This is a genomic window from Paenibacillus sp. QJM3NY_38 (assembly GCF_056173265.1).
In genome coordinates this window covers 6,761,915-6,781,283 of record NZ_CM149665.1, presented here as the reverse complement: position 1 = coordinate 6,781,283, position 19,369 = coordinate 6,761,915, and the positions used below count along the sequence as shown (strand labels likewise).

17 protein-coding genes are annotated in these 19,369 nt (G+C 50.2%); all 17 read left to right on the top strand.

Annotated elements, in window-relative coordinates:
• Positions 1–118: 118 nt before the first annotated feature.
• The 17 genes from atpG (at position 119) to AC0VZ8_RS31450 (ending at position 19,335) form a co-directional block, all read left to right on the top strand.
• Complete coding sequence (gene atpG / locus AC0VZ8_RS31530) at positions 119–979, top strand: ATP synthase F1 subunit gamma (protein WP_071218872.1); 861 nt, start codon at positions 119–121, stop codon at positions 977–979.
• A gap of 119 nt (positions 980–1,098) precedes the next feature.
• Positions 1,099–2,499 carry a F0F1 ATP synthase subunit beta gene (atpD, locus tag AC0VZ8_RS31525; protein WP_475485422.1) on the top strand — a complete coding sequence of 467 codons (1,401 nt, stop codon included), beginning with the start codon at positions 1,099–1,101 and terminating at the stop codon, positions 2,497–2,499.
• Positions 2,500–2,598: 99 nt separating this feature from the next.
• A complete protein-coding gene (locus tag AC0VZ8_RS31520; protein WP_100540954.1) occupies positions 2,599–3,003 on the top strand; it encodes a F0F1 ATP synthase subunit epsilon in 405 nt (134 codons plus the stop codon).
• Between the two features lie 588 nt (positions 3,004–3,591).
• Entirely contained in the window at positions 3,592–3,846 is a 255-nt protein-coding gene (locus tag AC0VZ8_RS31515) for a DUF1146 family protein (RefSeq protein ID WP_071218875.1), read from the top strand.
• A gap of 499 nt (positions 3,847–4,345) precedes the next feature.
• Complete coding sequence (gene murA, locus AC0VZ8_RS31510; RefSeq protein ID WP_181469847.1) at positions 4,346–5,692, top strand: UDP-N-acetylglucosamine 1-carboxyvinyltransferase; 1,347 nt, start codon at positions 4,346–4,348, stop codon at positions 5,690–5,692.
• Positions 5,693–6,014: 322 nt separating this feature from the next.
• Complete coding sequence (gene spoIID / locus AC0VZ8_RS31505) at positions 6,015–7,556, top strand: stage II sporulation protein D (RefSeq protein WP_475485421.1); 1,542 nt, start codon at positions 6,015–6,017, stop codon at positions 7,554–7,556.
• A 204-nt stretch (positions 7,557–7,760) separates the two neighbouring features.
• Positions 7,761–8,501, top strand: coding sequence for a M23 family metallopeptidase (locus tag AC0VZ8_RS31500; protein WP_071218877.1), 741 nt, complete (start codon positions 7,761–7,763; stop codon positions 8,499–8,501).
• Between the two features lie 263 nt (positions 8,502–8,764).
• Positions 8,765–9,049 (top strand): sporulation transcriptional regulator SpoIIID, encoded by a 285-nt coding sequence (spoIIID, locus tag AC0VZ8_RS31495; protein ID WP_009594246.1) that lies wholly within the window; start codon positions 8,765–8,767, stop codon positions 9,047–9,049.
• Between the two features lie 195 nt (positions 9,050–9,244).
• Positions 9,245–10,243, top strand: coding sequence for a rod shape-determining protein (gene mreB, locus AC0VZ8_RS31490; RefSeq protein ID WP_063479709.1), 999 nt, complete (start codon positions 9,245–9,247; stop codon positions 10,241–10,243).
• A gap of 288 nt (positions 10,244–10,531) precedes the next feature.
• On the top strand, positions 10,532–11,413 hold the full coding sequence (locus AC0VZ8_RS31485; protein ID WP_475485420.1) for a flagellar hook-basal body protein: 882 nt from the start codon (positions 10,532–10,534) through the stop codon (positions 11,411–11,413).
• 67 nt (positions 11,414–11,480) lie between these two features.
• Positions 11,481–12,305 carry a flagellar hook-basal body protein gene (locus AC0VZ8_RS31480; protein WP_475485419.1) on the top strand — a complete coding sequence of 275 codons (825 nt, stop codon included), beginning with the start codon at positions 11,481–11,483 and terminating at the stop codon, positions 12,303–12,305.
• A gap of 9 nt (positions 12,306–12,314) precedes the next feature.
• Entirely contained in the window at positions 12,315–12,515 is a 201-nt protein-coding gene (locus tag AC0VZ8_RS31475; RefSeq protein WP_475485418.1) for a DNA-directed RNA polymerase subunit beta, read from the top strand.
• A 502-nt stretch (positions 12,516–13,017) separates the two neighbouring features.
• Positions 13,018–13,449: a 3-hydroxyacyl-ACP dehydratase FabZ gene (fabZ, locus tag AC0VZ8_RS31470; protein ID WP_007133270.1), complete on the top strand. Its 432-nt coding sequence runs from the start codon at positions 13,018–13,020 to the stop codon at positions 13,447–13,449.
• 45 nt (positions 13,450–13,494) lie between these two features.
• Positions 13,495–15,213 (top strand): phospho-sugar mutase, encoded by a 1,719-nt coding sequence (locus AC0VZ8_RS31465; RefSeq protein ID WP_071219821.1) that lies wholly within the window; start codon positions 13,495–13,497, stop codon positions 15,211–15,213.
• 119 nt (positions 15,214–15,332) lie between these two features.
• Positions 15,333–17,351 carry a DUF5693 family protein gene (locus AC0VZ8_RS31460; RefSeq protein WP_475485417.1) on the top strand — a complete coding sequence of 673 codons (2,019 nt, stop codon included), beginning with the start codon at positions 15,333–15,335 and terminating at the stop codon, positions 17,349–17,351.
• Positions 17,327–18,571 carry a polysaccharide pyruvyl transferase CsaB gene (gene csaB, locus AC0VZ8_RS31455; protein WP_475485416.1) on the top strand — a complete coding sequence of 415 codons (1,245 nt, stop codon included), beginning with the start codon at positions 17,327–17,329 and terminating at the stop codon, positions 18,569–18,571. Before AC0VZ8_RS31460 ends, csaB begins: the two co-directional genes overlap by 25 nt.
• 5 nt (positions 18,572–18,576) lie before the next feature.
• The gene (locus tag AC0VZ8_RS31450) at positions 18,577–19,335 is read left to right on the top strand and encodes a WecB/TagA/CpsF family glycosyltransferase (protein WP_071219818.1); all 759 of its coding nucleotides are present in this window, start codon (positions 18,577–18,579) and stop codon (positions 19,333–19,335) included.
• Positions 19,336–19,369 lie beyond the last annotated feature (34 nt).

Below are 19,369 nucleotides of genomic sequence, written 5' to 3'. Positions count from 1 at the left end.
TTTGGCTTCGCCAAAGCAAGGTGTTTGCTTACGAAGTTTAGCTTTGGCTTCGCCAAAGCAAGGTGTTTGCTTACGAAGTTTAGCTTTGGCTTCGCCAAAGCTTTAAGGTGGTGAAAACATGGCAAGAGGATTACGTGATATTAAGCGGCAGATCAAGAGTGTTCAGAACACAAGGCAGATCACCAAGGCGATGGAAATGGTTGCTGCCGCCAAGCTGAGAAGAGCTCAAGAGAAGGCAACCTCCGCACTTCCATACTCCGAGAAGCTGAAAGAAGTGGTTGGCAGCATTGCTGCTGGAACCAAGGGAATCAGCCATCCGATGCTGGAAAAGCGTGAAGTGAAGAAAACCGGTTATCTGGTGATCACTTCCGACCGCGGTCTTGCTGGTGCATCAAACTCCAACATTTTGCGAAAAGTATCGAACTTCATCGCAGAACGCCATCAGTCCAAGGATGAGTATTGCCTGTTTGTAATCGGACGTAAAGGACGGGATTATTTCCGCCGTCGTGAACTTCCGGTTGTTGAGGAACTCACCGATTTATCCGATAGTCCGACCTATGCAGATATTAAGACCATCGCTAATGCGGCGGTTCATCAATATGAGCTGGGTCAGATCGATGAGTTATACGTGTGCTATAACCAATTCGTGAATGCTTTGACTCAGCTCCAGGAGATCTCCAAGCTTCTGCCGATGGAGAACATTGGCAGCGCCGAGAACCTGACGGGTTATGAGTATGAACCGTCTCCTGAAGGCGTGCTTGAGGTGCTGCTTCCGAAATATGCGGAAACACTGATTTTCAGTGCGATGCTGAATGCGAAGGCAAGTGAGCTGGGTGCGAAGATGACTGCTATGGGAGCTGCAACGAAGAATGCAAGCAAGATCATCAACGAGTTGAACCTCACTTACAACCGTGCTCGTCAGGCTGCCATTACGCAGGAAATTTCCGAGATTGTGGGCGGAGCAAACGCTCAGCAATAATGCACGGCTCTGAATTCTTAATTTAGTACTTTACGGATATGCGGCCATGTCATGAATAAGCCGCTTTTACGATCATCGTTCACCGCTAGAGGTGAGCGGGTAGGAGGGAAAACGAATCAATGAAAAAAGGACGCGTTGTCAGCATTACAGGTGCTGTAGTTGACATTGAATTTGAGCGCGGTCATCTTCCCGAGATTTTTAATGCTGTCAAGATTGAAGCAACGCTGGAAGGCGGCCGCTCGGTTGATTTGACTTTGGAAGTATCCAATCATTTGGGTGATAATCTGGTTCGTTGTATCGCGATGTCATCCACGGATGGTCTCGTTCGCGGTATCGAAGCTGTGGATTTGGGCAGACCGATCACGGTTCCTGTAGGTTCCGCTACACTCGGTCGCGTATTTAACGTCTTGGGTGAGCCGATCGATAATGCAGGCGATGTAGTATCCGAAGTTAATAACCCGATCCACCGTGAAGCTCCTGCATACGATGAGCTCTCCACGCAAGCTGAAATGCTTGAAACGGGGATTAAGGTTATCGACTTGCTTGCTCCATACCAAAAAGGCGGTAAGATCGGTCTGTTTGGTGGTGCCGGCGTAGGTAAAACCGTTGCGATCCAGGAATTGATCAATAACATCGCTCAAGAACACGGCGGTATTTCCGTATTCGCCGGCGTAGGGGAGCGTACTCGTGAAGGGAACGACCTTTACCACGAGATGAGCGATTCCGGCGTTATCAGCAAAACCGCGATGGTATTCGGTCAAATGAACGAGCCTCCGGGTGCCCGTCTTCGCGTAGCGTTGACCGGTTTGACAATGGCGGAATATTTCCGTGATCAAGAAGGTAAAGACGTACTTCTCTTTATCGACAACATCTTCCGCTTTACTCAAGCGGGTTCGGAAGTATCCGCCCTTCTCGGTCGTATGCCTTCCGCGGTAGGTTACCAGCCAACGCTGGCATCCGAAATGGGACGCTTGCAGGAGCGGATTACCTCTACCAAAAAAGGTTCCGTTACATCCATCCAGGCTATCTATGTACCGGCGGATGACTATACGGATCCGGCTCCAGCTACAACGTTTGCTCACTTGGATGCAACAACGAACCTGGAGCGTAAAATTTCCGAGATGGGTATCTATCCTGCGGTAGATCCGCTTGCATCCAGTTCCCGTATCTTGGCTCCGGAAATTGTTGGTGAAGAGCACTATAACGTCGCTCAAGGCGTTAAGAAAATTTTGGCTCGTTATAATGAGCTTCAAGATATCATTGCGATCCTCGGTATGGATGAGCTGAGCGAGGAAGATAAAGCGATTGTTGGACGTGCTCGTCGTGTTCAACGTTTCCTTTCCCAAGCTTTCCACGTTGCCGAGCAGTTCAACGGCATCCCGGGTAAATATGTACCGGTTAAAGAAACTGTACGCAGCTTTAAAGAGATCCTGGAAGGCAAGTATGACCACCTTCCGGAAGCGGCTTTCCTGTTCGTAGGTACGATTGAAGAGGCAGTTGAAAAAGCTAAAACATTGTAAGCTGACGCTCCGTGATCGGCAGACCGGAACAGTACTTCTTGCGAGTCTGTGAGGTCTGCTGCGCGAGTTTTCTGCGGAAAACGGTGAGGAGGGATGGAAGTGAGCACCATTTTGTTGGAAATCGTAACGCCGGACCGCCTGGTCTACTCAGAGCAGGTGAATAGTGTTACGGTGCGTGGGGTCGAGGGAGAACTGGGCATTTTACCTGGTCATATTTCCTTTGTTACGCCGCTTCAGATAGCGCCAGTTTATGTGAAGATCGGTAACCAGAGAACCCCGTTTGCGGTACAAGGCGGTTTCGTCGAAGTCCGCAAAGATAAGATTGTCATCCTGGCGGAAAGCGCAGAGAAAGCGGAAGAAATCGATCTGGAGCGTGCGGAAGCCGCGAAGGAAAGAGCGGAGACCCGCCTGAATGCGAAGGGAAGACAAGATGAAGTTGACCATCGTCGCGCGGAAATGGCTCTGCAAAGAGCGATGAACCGGATTAAAGTGACGCGGAACTAATAAGGTGAACGAGGACAGCTTGCTGTAATGATACAGCCAAGCTGTCTTTTTTGTGCTCTATTACTGAGAGGTGAAATCCCATATTTGTTATGAAAGTACTCGATTCTCCCAAATCACATATAGGGTGGATATTTCTATTGGGACAATGGGGCCGATGGTATACACCTTTGATTGGTGGCGTGATTGGGTCCACAGCCATCGATTACTTATAGAAAGGACCTGAGGCATAGATTTATTTGATGCATAAATATTCACCTTTTGTAACCCTATTTCAGCTATACCTGGTCTGTGAACATTATTATTTTCAAAGACTGGGTATTTTTTTGTTATATCATCGGTATAAATAGAAGTTCGAAATATAAAACTATACTATGATTTTGGCTACTGGATGTATTTTTCAAGTGTAATAAATGGAAAATCAGGCTTCCTCTAATAGCGCATACATGATCGTTTTGGGAAGTTGTCGATAAACTTAATTATTTCCGAGGAAATGTCGTATAGAAAGTGCTGGATTCTTAGCCTCCAGCCAAGTATTATAGAAGAGTCGGTCCTGAACAGGGCAGGATAATTTATGAAGGAGGAGGGAGTATGAACCAGGATTTATCTAATTCAATCAGTGCTGTAGGTGTTAACGGGTTGTTGTCTATTGTCATTTCGCTGATCTGTATCGCACTGGCTTGGTGGGCATTACAACAACTGAAGCTGGATTTGATTGTCCGTCATCCAAAAGGGCCGCAGGGAAAGCTGCTGCATTTGCTGCTGGCGGTGGTGCTTGGACGATTCGTGGCTGAATTCCTAATTGACTATATTACATGGAGTCAAATGATCCGATATATATTTTAACGCAGAGAATGAGCGTCATACATAACACGAGGTGCTGCAGCTAGTAATCAAACATTTGTTGCATGTTGGTTATGTGTTTGGCGATATATTACTCGTCTGTTTTAATTGCGGCATGAATGGTTATATCTCTGTTAGGTTGCTTGGAGAGAAGATGTCGAATAAACGCATTTTATTATGTTAACACTTAAAATAAGAAATTGATCGGGCGGACGGTATGACTTCCGGACTATAATGTTCACCCGGTAATTGTTATGCATTGACAAGTGCTGGTCGGTCATGGTACCTTTCGTAGGTCCATACTGCGGATAACAGATGCTTCATAAGGTGGCATCATGGATTTCTGAAACCTGATGTGGACACCGAAACAGATGTCATAAATAGTTCGAAAATCGCTTGTTTAGCGGAAATCTCTAATGTTAAGATGAAAGTTAGGGAATTAGCAACAACTAATTACTAACACACGCAATCAGGAAAATTATGGACGCGGAGGGAAACCATGATGAGCAAATTTATCGTCCGCGGTGGCAAAAGACTGACCGGAAGCGTCAAAGTCAGCGGAGCAAAAAATTCAGTTCTTCCGATCATCGCTGCCTCTCTACTAGGGGAAGTTGGGGAAAGTGTTATTATTGACGCGCCTCCTCTTGACGATGTAATTACAATCAGTAAAGTATTGGAGTCGCTTGGTGCGGGCATTACATATCAGGATGAAGTGATACGTGTGAATGCAGAGCACATAACGACATGTGAAGCGCCTTATGAATGGGTGCGGAAGATGCGGGCGTCTTTTCTGGTCATGGGGCCTTTATTGGCACGTTGTGGACGAACCCGGATTTCGCTTCCCGGGGGATGTGCTATCGGCACAAGACCCATTGACCAACACCTAAAGGGATTTGAAGCTCTCGGGGCAGAGATCAGCCTCGGACAAGGATATATTGAAGCTAAAAGCAATGGCAGATTGCGTGGGGCGAAGGTCTATTTGGACGTAGCCAGCGTAGGTGCTACTGAAAATATTATGATGGCTGCTACATTGGCTGAAGGAATCACGGTAATCGAAAATGCGGCGAAAGAGCCGGAAATTGTCGATTTAGCGAATTACCTGAATGCGATGGGTGCCAAAGTTCGCGGTGCGGGCACGGGTGTGATTCGGATCGAGGGCGTTGAGCAGATGCATGGCGTCAAGCATAACGTGATTCCTGACCGGATTGAAGCAGGCACCTTCATGGCTGCGGCTGCGATCACGGGCGGGGATGTATATGTGGAAGGAGCCATTGCGGACCACCTTGGACCGGTTATTTCCAAAATGGAAGAGATGGGGATTACCATTGAACCGGACGAGAATGGGATTCGCGTTATCGCTGACAAACCATTAAAGTCGGTTGATGTGAAAACCTTGCCTTATCCTGGCTTCCCAACGGATATGCAGTCCCAGATGATGGCGCTTTTGCTGGTTTCCGAAGGTACAAGTGTTGTTACGGAAACGGTATTTGAGAACCGCTTTATGCATGTGGATGAATTCCAGCTGATGAATGCGGAGATCAAGGTTGAGGGACGTTCTGCGATCGTTACGGGCGGAGCTAAGCTTAAAGGAGCCAAAGTAACCGCAACGGATCTGCGTGCAGGGGCTGCCTTGATATTAGCCGGGCTCGTCTCGGAAGGGACTACCGAAGTTGGCGGCGTACAGCATATCGATCGCGGTTATGTTCATTTAGCGGAAAAGCTGTCTGGACTTGGCGCGGATATCTGGCGTATTTCAACGGAGGACCAGAGCTCGGAGAAGGTTTCGAAAAAAGTGGCAGGCGAAACAGAAGACGCAAAAGTTTTCAAAGTTCAACCTACCTGGGTGTAAACAACAGGATGGATCTGGCGACTCAGGATAGACCACAATAGAGTATAGGAGAAGGAGCTTTGCCGATAAGGGCGAAGCTCCTTCTTTTTGTAATGCATCACCATAGGCTATCATTCATTCTCTTATGTTGAGATTCCCGGTTGATTGGCAGACTCTTTGCTAGCTTGCTTGCAGTCAGTGACCCCGTTCTTCATCCATGTGACTTTGTCCTTTCTCTTAGAATAGTTCTATCAAATGCCCGTGTCTCATAAGTATAAGTAGAGCGTGCAGGAACATGTACAAGAGTATATACCAGGGGAAAAAGGCACAGGGGGGAAGTGCAATGAAAGATTCAAAGGTTCGGGTGAATGTGAGTTCTGCAGGAAAAAAACGAGCGATTGATTCAAAAGACGATTTGAAGGAAGGAAATTCTCAATCATACCAGGTACCATCCGAGGGATCGGCTGCTCCCGTATTGAAGTGGGACTTTCCCGGAGAACTTGAGAAGAAAGCCGGATCGACTGAAGAACATAGCCATGATTCCAATCCGGATAAAAAGGATATACAGGAAGGGCCGCGCGGGCACCGCGGCCCGGGGAGAGCGCCGGACGCCTTCGGCGAGTCCGGCCACAGCCCACGGGCGGCCCATACGCCGCCGCCCGGAAGCCCCGCTGGCGCGCCTGCGCACGGCGCCGCGCCAGCGGCAGCGGGCCGCGTACCGCGCGGCGGCCGCACGTTCCGTGTGCGGCCTGCGCGTTGGGGGCGCCGCGGCTTTGCCTCGCGGCGCCCGGCCGCCGGAAGGCGGCGGGTGCGGGTGCACCCAGCCGTCTGGGCGGTGGCGGTGCTGCTGGCCTTGGCGCTGGCGCTGCCTCTGCTGGTGGTTGCCCCCGGCAACAACGCACCAGAGCCGCTTCCGCCGGGGCCTGCCCCGCTGCCTTCCGCCGAGCCGCAGGCGGCGGAAGAGCCCACGGTATCCGTCTACGTAACCAAGACGGATACCGTGGAGGAACTGCCGCTGGAACAATATCTCGTCGGCGTCCTGGCCGCCGAGATGCCGGCCGAGTTCCAGCTGGAGGCACTCAAGGCCCAGGCCATCGCGGCACGGACCTATATCGTGCAGCGGCTGGCGTCCGGCGACCGCAGCGGCGTGCCGGACGGCAAGGCCGTGGTGACCGATACGGTCAGCCACCAGGCTTACATCGCCCAAGACGAATTGACGAAGGAATGGCAGCGGCTCGGGAAGGAAGCCGAGCTGGCGAAGCTCCAGCGAGCGGTAAAGGAAACGGCAGGAGTGGTGATGACATATGAGGGTCAGCCGATTACCGCTTCTTTTTTCTCCACCAGTAACGGTTATACCGAAAATTCAGAGGATTATTGGAAGAACGAGATTCCCTACCTGCGCAGTGTGGAGAGTCCATGGGATAAACAGATTTCACCGAAGTACAAGACAACGATCACGATGCCCCGCTCGGAATTCATAGGAAAGCTTGGTCTGACGGATGGAGCCGTACCGGTATCGGCAGGCGGGGATGGGGGAGCTTCTTTTTTGAAAGTACTCTCATATACGCAAGGTCATCGAATTGAGAGCGTACGGGTTGGCGGCAAGAAGTTCACCGGTCGCGAGGTGAGAGAGAAGCTGGGGCTTCGTTCGAGCCAATTCACCCTTCATATGAAAGACAGCGAGATTGAGATAACGACCTACGGCAACGGTCACGGCGTGGGCATGAGCCAGTACGGAGCAGAGGGCATGGCCCGCGAAGGATATGAAGCGAAAGAGATTCTGGCACACTACTATACGAATATTTCTTTTGACAAAACTTCAAATCTTCTCTCTTTAAGTGGAAATTCAAAAGGTCGGATTTTCAGCACCGAGAAGGTTGAATGAAGCTAGGGCCTGAGGAGCGGAGCGTACTTTTTGGGTACGTGAGCACTGGAAGGCCCGGCTGAATTCAAGATTCGATGCCGAACTACTTCTTGATTCACTTCGTGATCAAAAGACGACTTTTTGAACAACCTCTCAAAAAAATAATAGTTAGATAACGTATAAAAGAGTTGCCCCCGGTAACAATGGTTACTGAGGTGATTGCAAATGAATGAACAGAACAAAAATAGTAAACCCCACGAAGAAACTCCTAAAACTGTGCAAGGAGATTCGGCGGTACCGTCATCTTCGTGGAAGAAAGCATTATCCAAACGGTGGGTGTTCCCGGCAGCATACTTAGCAGCAGCGGCAATTATACTAACCCTCGTGTGGGTCTACCAGGACGCCAGCCAAAAGACGCTGAACCCACAAGAGGAAGCAACAACCGTATCGGAATCCGTACAAGGTTCAGAGAAACCTGCTGCAACGGAAGGCAATGACGGAGAAGCTGTAGAAGTGACGGCCAATGCGCAATCGATGATCTGGCCGGTAGCCGATGACGTGGCAGTCAGCATCGTCAAGCCTTACTTTGACGAGACGAACCCGGATTCGCATCAAGAGGCGATGGTACAGTATAATGACACCTTTACGCCGAATATGGGAATCGACCTGGCTGCTGCGGATGACACGATGTTTGAAGTTCGTGCCGCACTGACAGGTAAAGTGACCCGGGTCGAGAATCATCCGGTTAACGGCAACGTTGTGGAAATTACGTCAGGTGACACGAAAACCGTGTACCAAAGCTTGAACGAAGTGAAAGTGAAGGAAGGCGCTGAAGTGAAGCAGGGCGATTCCATCGCGACTGCCGGGCGCAGTGAGCTTGAGAAGGATCTCGGCAACCATGTGCACTTCGAAGTGTACGAGGGCGGGAAACTGGTCAACCCTGTGAGCGTGCTTCCGCAAAAATAATTTCATTTCTTTGTAGCCATGCGCCCACCGCGCACATGAAGAGGGCAGGATCTTGTGATCCTGTCTTTTTTTTGTTGCGGTTTCGGACGGCAAGTCCAACCCTTGCTGGGCCTTGTTTCTTGGACTTTTTAGACTTGTCCGTCACAGGCATGTCCAGAAAATAAATGGGTCCAAGTAAGCTTGTCACCCCTTGAAACCGAGAATATCCCGTCATGCCCCTCATATAATGTACCAAACTATCCACACAGTAGGGAGGCGGGAGCGTGCACGATTACATCAAAGAGCGGACCATTAAGATCGGACGCTGTATCGTGGAAACGAGGCATACGGTTCGAACTATAGCCAAAGAATTTGGCGTGTCGAAGAGCACGGTGCATAAGGACTTAACCGAACGTCTGCCGGAGATCAACCCGGACCTGGCGGATCAGGTGAAGCACATTCTCGAATACCACAAATCCATCCGCCATCTGAGAGGCGGAGAAGCTACCAAGATCAAGTACAAAAAAACCGGCAGCAACCGCGAACCGGTGGCCACGGCGAAATCCTGATTTTTAGGGCTTAGGTCACTAGATTGACGTTGAATCCCTCCCCTAAAGTATGATATGTTAAAAGCTGGTATAGGATCGAAATATGGGACCTGTTTTGCCGAAGATCATCATCGATTGCTAGATTATGTCGAAGGATGGTTCGGTACAGCGAACAGACTCTTTTACCATAAAATAACACTTTGGGGGCTTTTCATGATGTTGAGCAAGGATATTGGAATCGATCTCGGAACGGCGAACGTGCTCATACACGTAAAGGGGAAGGGGGTAGTGTTAGACGAACCTTCCGTTGTCACTATTGAGACCGACACCAAACGAGTCCTTGCCGTCGGTGAGGAAGCACGGCGCATGGTCGGGCGCACTCCCGGCAACATTACGGCGATCCGCCCGCTGAGGGACGGGGTCATCGCCGACTTCGAAATTACGGAAGCGATGCTGAAGTACTTTATTGATCGCGTGGGCGCGCGCAGTTGGCACAGCCGGCCCCGAATCCTCATCTGTGCACCGACCAACATTACTTCGGTAGAGCAGAAGGCGATCCGGGAAGCGGCTGAGCGCAGCGGCGCAAGGGATGTGTTCCTTGAAGAAGAACCGAAGGCAGCGGCAATTGGCGCAGGAATGGATATTTTCCAGCCGAGCGGTAACATGGTTGTGGACATCGGGGGCGGCACCACGGATGTGGCCGTCCTGTCCATGGGCGATGTCGTCACCGCTTCTTCGATTAAAATGGCGGGGGACAAGTTCGACGAGGCGATCACGAAGTATGTGAAGCATAAATATAAATTGCTGATCGGGGAACGGACGGCAGAAGATTTGAAGGTAGCAATCGGAACGGTTCGTCCAGGCGGTAGACAAGCTGAGATGGATATTCGCGGACGCGATATGGTATCGGGGCTGCCGTTTACTGTAACGGTGTCTTCGGCAGAGGTGCAGGAAGCACTGTGGGATCCGGTGTCATCGATCGTACTCGCAGCCAAATCTGTTTTGGAGCGGACCCCGCCGGAGCTGTCGGCGGACATTATCGATCGCGGCGTCATATTGACCGGCGGTGGCGCACTGCTTCATGGTTTGGACGAGCTGTTAACGGACGAGCTGCGGGTGCCGGTGCTTGTTGCGGAGGATCCGATGCATTGTGTGGTTAAGGGAACGGGAATTATGCTGGATAATTTGGACAAGGTCGTAAAGAAAAAGTTCTAACCTTCCGATATAGATGATAGGAACAACATGAATATAGATACGAATCGGTATAATACCACGATGAAATTAGCGATCTGCTCCGCATTATATACACGCTGATAACAGCGGAGAGGGCGGAATTGTAATGGAAAAGAGAAGCGTTCGCCTTTGTTTTTGGATTTCAACCAAATCCAAGATGGTAACAAGAAATCCAAAGACAACAGCGATTGGAAGTACAATCCGTCATCGTAGCGGTCGTTATATCGATTAAGGTTGTTATGATTCGTTAATGGAAGGGAAGTGCCTTCATTGTTAAGAGGTCTATATACAGCCGCTTCAGGGATGATGACTCAGGAGCAGCGACATAATACGGTGACGCAGAACATCGCTAACGTCAACACGACAGGCTACAAGGCAACCAACAGCGTACAGCGTTCGTTCCCTGAAGTTCTTGTCTCCATGATCGGCGGCAATGATTCGACGAATGCAGGACGGAAGCTCGGTAAGTTCAACACGGGTGTTTACGCTGAGGAGAGCATATCGCTTTATACGGAAGGCGCGCTCCGTGAAACGGGCAAGTCAACAGACTTTGCGCTGGTATCCTCTTTTATAGTACAGAATCCGGCAACGGGCCAACCTTATCCCTTTGATGCTTCCGGCAGATACGTGGATGAGAACGGCGAGGTGATCTACCGGCCGGAAGGTTTTTTTACGGTTCAGAATGAGAATGGGGATATCCGTTACACCCGTAATGGCAGCTTCCGGGTTAGCCCGAATGGGAGCCTCTTGAGCGATGGTGGCTATCAGGTTCTGGATAACAATAACAGACCGATTGTATTGACAGGCTCGGCGAGTAACTTTACAGTGAATGAGCAAGGAGAAATCATGGACGCAGAAGGCAATGGGACAGGCATCATTCTCGGAGTAAGCATCGTGAGCGAGCCTCATGGACTGATTCGTGAAGGTCATGGCGTGTTCCGTATGGCCGATCCGGACGGGGAAGTGCGTTTTATGGCACCCGGTGATAACGGAGTCATCCGCCAGGGATTCATCGAGGGGTCCAACGTGGATCCGACGCAATCGATGGTTGAATTGACAGCTGCGCTGCGCGCGTATGAAACAAACCAAAAAATCGTTCAGTATTACGACAGAACGCTGGAGAAGGCGGTCAATGAGATCGGCCGAGTCTAAGCTGTGTTTGTAAGTAGGCAGGCAGCACAACTGCTGTATGAAAATGTGAGCCCACGGGAGGTAAGTGATGAACAACTCGATGATTAGCGCCATGGTGTCGATGAATGCCCTCCAGCAGCGATTGGATGTCATTGCGGACAATATAGCAAACGTCAATACGGCTGGTTATAAAAAAAAGGAGGCTTCCTTTGAAGATGTGCTGACGCAGGTTCAGCGGCATCACAAGGATTTCGACCGGACGGGCCGTGCGACACCGCTTGGCTATACACTCGGGTATGGCATGAGACTATCTTCCGTTGTGCAAAACATGGAGCAGGGAGCCATGAAGGAAACCGGAAATCCATTTGATCTGATGATTGATGGACAAGCCATGTTTGCCGTTCAGGGAGATGGCGCGATTGGATATACCCGCGAAGGTGGATTCCATGTATCTCCGGATGCCAGTAACCCTAACAACCTGCTCCTGGTCAATTCACAAGGCTATCCTGTACTTGACGTGAACAATAAGCCAATCTCACTTCCGGCCAAAGGGAAAGTTGCCATTAACGAGAAAGGGCAGATTATCGTGGAAACCCCCACGGGACGTACGGCTCCTTATGCAACCTTGAAGTTGGTCGAGCTTGAGCGTCCGGAGGGCTTGGTCGCTGTCGGCGATAACCTGTTCGTCGTAGGAAACGGTTTGGCGGAAGGCGATGTGTTCGATTTGACACCGGCGGCTCCAGGCGAGCCTCTTAAATCGAAGGTACTGTCCGGATTTATGGAACAATCGAATGTCAATCTGACCGACGAGATGACCAAAATGATGGAAGTTCAGCGGGCCTACCAGCTGACAGCACGTGCGCTTAGTTCAAGCGATACCATGATGAACCTTGCCAACACAATGCGAGGGTAGGTGGGCATCATGAGTGAATCAAATGCCAAAAAACGATCCAAGACATCCGGATGGAAAATCGCTGTCCGTATCATGATTCCTGTATTGCTCGTATTGGCATTATTCGGAGGCATGGTCTTCGGATATGTTGTCCTCGGCGATCAGGAGTTCAGTGAAGTGTTTGAATGGGGCACATGGAAGCATGTTTTTGATTTGATTTTCGCACCGTGACGTTAGGTCAGGGTGAACACAATGTCTTGAGATTAGATGCCAAACTCCCTTTAAGGGAGTTTTCTTTTTTTGGGGTTAAACGGTATAATGGGATGGGACTTGCGTATTAACTTTGTCATTTCATGACAATGGACGGATGTATATAAAATAACCACACAAAGTGGAGCCTATGCTGCGATGCTTATTCCAAATACTTTGCGGGGACCCCAAAAAACTTGTAAAAGGGCCCTCTCCTCGCACACAAGTGTCCGATGGGAGAAAGCCCCTTATCTAAAACCTTCACTTCTGCAGCGGTGAAGGATATCCATCATTTTTTCCGCAGATCCTTCTTTTTATGCACATGATCTGAAATTCGTTAAGAAAACCTCAAGAGAAAGCATGATACAGCCGTAATAATACCTCCCGCGGCTTGAGAAAGCGGCACAGCGGCAGCAAATGGAACGAACAACCCTTTTCAAACGCTGTGCTTGGCGGGTACGTACATAAGGAGGATTTTAATACTATGTTGAACATCAAACAGATTCAAGAAATTATTCCCCATCGCCCCCCGTTTTTGCTGGTCGATAAAATTGTGGAGATTGAGGACGGCAAACGAGCGGTCGGCATCAAGAACGTGACGATCAATGAGCCTTTTTTTGTCGGCCATTTCCCTGAATATGCTGTTATGCCGGGAGTCCTGATTGTAGAAGCTTTGGCGCAGGTCGGTGCTGTTGCGATTCTTAATGTAGAGAGCAACCGGGGAAAGCTTGGCTTTTTGGCGGGCATTGACGGTTTCCGTTTCCGTGGGCAAGTGGTACCGGGAGATACGCTGCGGCTGGAAGTCGAGATCATTCGTTTGAAGGGCATGATCGGTAAAGGGAAAGCAACCGCTACAGTGGATGGACGTGTAGTTGCCGAGGGAGAAATTATGTTTGCTCTCGCGGATAAGGAGTAATTTTCAGACTATTCTTGTTTGGATGAGGAAGGGAGACTTTTTTTCATGTCAGAGATGAGTCAGAGAACAATCGATACGGTACAACGTTGGTTGAATGATCCTTATGTAGATGAGGAGACGAAACAGGAACTGCGTTCACTCGAGCACGACACCAAAGAACTTGAGGAACGGTTTTATCGTGATCTGGAATTTGGCACGGGCGGTCTGCGCGGTGTTATCGGTGCAGGCAGCAACCGGATTAATAAATATACGGTAGGCCGCGCAACGCAAGGCTTTGCACAATATATCCTGGAGGCTCACGGCACCGCCGAGGGCAAGCCTTCGGTTGTCATTGCCCATGACTCCCGGCATTTCTCGCCGGAATTTGCGTTAGAGGCTGCTTTGGTTTTGGCCGGAAACGGGATTGTAGCGAAGCTGTATCCATCCTTGCGATCAACGCCGCAATTGTCATTCAGCGTGCGTCACTTGGGTGCTACCGGAGGGATTGTCATCACTGCAAGCCATAATCCGCCGGAATACAACGGTTATAAGGTGTACAACCGTGAAGGCGGCCAGTTGGTACCGGACGAAGCAGAGAACGTGATTGCCCGGATACAGGAGGTGGATTCCTTCTCTGCGGTTAAGAGGCTGTCTCAAGCGGATGCAGAGGCTCAAGGCCTGCTGGTTTGGCTGGGCGAAGCGGAGGACCAGGCTTTTGCGGATACGGTGGCGAGTGTCAGCGTGAACCGGGATCTTATCGAATCCAAGCTGGGCGAAGATATCCATATCGTATTCACGCCGTTACATGGCACAGGGCAAGCACCCGTAGAGCGCGTGCTTAAGAGCATCGGCTTTAAGCATATTCATGTCGTTCCGGAGCAAGCCGAGCCGGATGCTAACTTCTCCACCGTCAAATCCCCGAATCCGGAGGAGCGGGAAGCTTTTACCCTCGCGATGAAGCTGGGCGAGAAAGTGGGAGCTGACATTTTGATCGGGACGGATCCCGATGCGGATCGTATGGGGGCTGTCGTGAAGAATAGCCAGGGCGAGTACGTGGTGCTGACAGGCAATCAATCCGGCGCGATTATGATCCACTATTTGCTGGGGCAATTGAAGGAAGCGGGTAAGCTGCCTAATCATGGTGCGGTTATCAAGACGATCGTAACGAGTGAGATGGGGGCGGCGATTGCCGAGTATTATGGTGCCACCGTCTTTAATACATTGACAGGCTTCAAATACATTGGTGAGAAAATGACCCAGTTCGAGGAGTCCGGCAGCCATACGTATCTGTTTGGTTATGAGGAGAGTTACGGCTATTTGGCTGGCAATTATGCCCGCGACAAGGATGCCGTATTGGCCTCGATGCTCATATGCGAAGCAGCCGCTTATTATAAAGGACAAGGCAAGACGCTGTACGATGTCCTGCAGGAGCTGTATGAGCAGTTCGGTTATTTCCTCGAGACACTGGAATCTCGGACGCTCAAAGGTAAGGATGGTGTCGCCCAGATTCAAGCGAAGATGTCCGATTGGCGCGATAATCCGCCAGGGGAAGTCGGAGGCGTGCCGGTTAAGCAGGTGCTTGATTATGCCGAAGGCCTGGACGGGTTGCCGAAGGAAAATGTGTTAAAGTATCTGCTTGATGACGGATCTTGGTTCTGCCTGAGACCTTCCGGTACCGAACCGAAGATCAAAGTGTATTTTGCCGTGCGCGGCGAATCTCTCGCCGATGCGAATCGCAAAATTCAATCGCTCTCGGCTCAAGTCATGGCCCGGGTAGACGCTTAAACATAAATACATTGAATGAGAGAAGAGAACGAAGGAAATTTACGATGGTTGCTGCAAGGCTCCTAAGAGCTATTGCCCTCCATCGTAAATTTCCATAGGTTCAATGAGGAGGTACTTTCGTGGTTCAGAATTGGAAACGCTGGAACACAGCAGCCCGCAAGTGGCTGTGGATTCTGGTTGTTCTTGGCGTTGCAGCGGCCCTGCCGGTGGGTTATGACCGACTGCAAACAGAATCAACATCAAAGAATGTAGAGCTGGTGTTTGATTATCGGGATTTGTTGGATGTCGCGGCGTATCAATCCAAGCCGCAGGATTTTGTATCTGAGCAGCTGGATCGCCTGAAAGAAGCCGGCGTAATCAGTATGGCGCTTTATGAAAGCACGCTGGACGAGCTGGTGAAATCGCGGCGAATATCGGTATATGACGGGCAGCAGGTCGCTGATCTGACAGGTACGACGGTCTCCCCGAATGAGAATTTTACGTATGTTTCATTCCTGAACGAGGAAAGCGCGACTTTAATTAAACCCATTATCGAAGAAACCTACACGAGATTGGGTATTCCGGTAAGATCCTGGCAGTTCGATCGTGGAGTGGATGGGTTGGTGCTGGAAACTCCGCGTTCCAATGCGGTGATTAAGCCGCTGTCTCCAGACCCGATTACCATTGGTATGCTGCGAGAGAAGGGCTTTAACATTGTGCCGCGTCTGTCGGACAGTCTTCCGTATGACCAGGCCTATATGGAGAAGCTGATGGCGTACTTCGCGGACAACGGCGTAAAACGAATTTTGTTTGAAGGTGATTCCGCAAGAGGCTTCAATGATGATGCAGACATGAAAAGCTTGGATTCCTTTGGCGAGCTTTTGAACCAACATGGCATCGGCCTCGTGGCGATTGAGAATATCAAGCGTCCGCAAAAAGGATTTACGAAACTTGCTTATTTAACAGATTACAATGTAACCCGTATTTATTCCTTAAGCGAGCGGGATGCTAATCTGGAGCCTGAGGTTATTGGAGACCGTTTTGCTCTGGCTTCCAAAGATCGTAACATTCGAATGTTCTATTTAAACGCGGAGCCGAGCCGAGATATGACCAAAGCATCCGTTACTCACCCGCTGGATAATTTGATTGACAGTTTGACAGGTACAGGTCAGGCCATTAAACAGATCGAGGACAATGGCTTCACCATGGGTCCTGCAGAGCCGTTTAAGGTAACCGACTCTTCCTTGCAGCGTTACTTCAAGCTTGGGGCTGTCGTGGGAGCCCTAGCTCTGATCACGCTCATGATTTCCTATTACATTCCGTTCCTAACGATTGCCGCTTTCCTGATCGGGCTTTTGGGCAGTGCGGGATTGTATGTTCTGAAGCCTACCTTGCTTGAACAGGCCTTGGCTTTATTTGCGGCGATCAGTGCTCCAACGGTTGCCGTCATTCTGGCGATTCGCAAAGTCAATGAAACGCAGCAGAGCATACCGGACATGAGTTCTGGCCGAAGAGTGACCCATTCGATCGTACTATTGATAAAGACCACGATCTTGTCGCTTGCAGCCGTACCAATCGTTGTTGCGTTATTGAATAATGTGACCTATATGCTCGTTCTGGATCAGTTCCGCGGCGTGAGCTTGCTGGCTGCAGCGCCGATAGGACTCATTGCAATCTACGTGGTTCTGTACCGAGGCGGATCTACTTATAGCTCAATTCTGAAACTGCTTAAAGCACCGATCTCGCTGACATGGGTCATCGCAGCCGGCATTGTGGCTATTGTCGGTTGGTACTATCTCACCCGTACAGGTAATGCAGGCTCTGTGTCGTCGATCGAAATGGCATTCCGTACATTCCTGGAAAATACGTTTGGCGTACGTCCGCGTAATAAGGAGTTCTTGCTTGCCCATCCAATGATGGTACTCGGCGTGTTCCTGTCATTTAAATACCGTCATGCCGTTTATCTGCTCATTATCGGTGTAATGGGGCAGCTGTCGATGGTCGGAACATTCACGCATATTCACACGCCACTCTATATTTCGGCCATTCGCGTTGTACTGGGTCTTGGACTCGGCTTGATTATCGGATTGATCGCGATATTGGTATGGCAAGTGGCAGAAAGGATCTGGAAACGATGGTCTCCACTTCTAAGACAATAGTCATCTCCGGATACTACGGATTCAAAAATAGCGGTGACGAAGCGGTCCTCAAATCCATCTTGACCGCTCTGGAGCAGGAGGGTAAGGCAACGGGGATTGAGATCAATCCCGTTGTACTTTCCATTGACCCGGATTGGACTTCGGCCGCCTATGGGGTAAAATCCGTTCACCGAATGAAGCTGGGAGAAGTTCGACAGGCAATCAAGGACAGTGACGGTTTGATCAGCGGTGGAGGAAGCTTGCTGCAGGATGCCACCAGCCCGAAGACAATCCCGTATTATCTGGGCGTCCTCAAGATCGCGCAGTGGCTTGGTAAACCGACGTTTATTTATGCGCAGGGCGTCGGACCTGTCAACCGTAAGCTGTTTTATCCGATGATTCGCTCGATCTTCCGAAAATGCACCTACATCTCGGTGCGTGACATTCAGTCAGGTGAACTGCTTCAGTCGATGGGAATATCTGCGGAAGCCATTCACGTCGTACCCGATCCGGTGATGGGCATGCCGCTGCCAGAGGGTGAGGATGTTCAGCGTGATTTTAACCCGGGATCGGGGTTAGAAGAGAACGATGTCGCATCAGTTTCTTCTATAGAAGAACATCGTGAATCATTCGAAGAAGCTTTAGTGCAGTCCTCATTATCCAATCGCGAAACGGAAGGGGAAGGATCTCTGCCGGTTATCGGTATTTCGGTTCGATATTGGCACCCGGAACGCAAAGAGCTGAAGGCTGTTACGGAAGGTTTAAAAGCATTAGCCGCACAGCGTCCGGTACATCTTCGCTTTCTCCCTTTTCATCAGCCGGATGATCTTGAGGCTTCGCAGTTTATTGCTAGCGGCATTGGCGATATTTCCAAGAATGGTTCGATTATCAGTTTCTATCGTGATGAGAAGCAGCCGCAGGACATGCTGCGAGAGGTCAGCCATTGTGATATGATACTGGGCATGCGTCTGCATAGCCTGATCTATGCCGCGAATCAGTGTGTGCCGTTACTCGGAATTTCCTATGATCCGAAAATCAATCACTTTTTGAAGCGGCTGGGCAGCGAACCTGCGGGAAGCAGTGAATCACTTGACGCAGATGCGTTAAAGGATCAGATGCTGAAGCTGTTAGACGATGCAGCGGCATGGAAGGCGGAGCACGGCGAGCAGATATCCGTATTGAAACAAGAGGCTGCGCTGCCTGCACGCCACATTGCCCAATATTTACGCCATAGAGGATGATAAACATGAAACAGACCTATCCATTTCCTACCGTATCGGTGTTCGAGATTCCTTTTTCCAAGCTTAGTATGAAAGATACGGTGAAGTTCCTGACCGAGGCTGTTCAGTCAAGACAGCCCCACCATGTCATAACGGCGAATCCGATCATGGTGATGACGGCCGTCAACCAACCGGAATATAAACAGATGATGCAAAGTGCCGAAATCATCGTTCCGGATGGGACGGGGATCGTCTGGGCTGCCAGTGTGGGCGGCGAACCGCTGGAGGGGCGCGTCACCGGCTTTGAGCTGTTACATGAATTGTTGAAGGTCGGGGAAACCTATAGATGGAAGTTCTTTCTGCTGGGAACCACTGCCGAAGTGATTCAGGAAGCTGCCGAAAGGTTACAAATGCAATATCCGGCTGCGATTATATGCGGCTACCGGGACGGTTTTTTTGGACCTGACGAAGATGCTGCCGTCATTGAGCAGATTCGGGCAGCTTCACCGGATATTTTGTTTGTCGCCCGTGGTGCGGACAACCAAGAGCCTTGGATTGCGCAGCATAAACAAGCGCTTCAGGTTCCGGTTGTTATGGGAGTCGGGGGATCTTTCGATATTATCTCCGGCAAACTGAAGCGGGCGCCGAAAGTATTCCAAAAGCTTCGTCTCGAATGGTTTTACCGCCTTCTGAAGGAGCCCACCCGTTACAAAAGAATGCTTGCGCTGCCGAAATTCGTAGTGAAAGTGCTGCGCGAGAAAGAAAACGTAACGAAATCGAGCTAAATGGCTCATTTCTGTGGGGGAAATCCGGGATTTC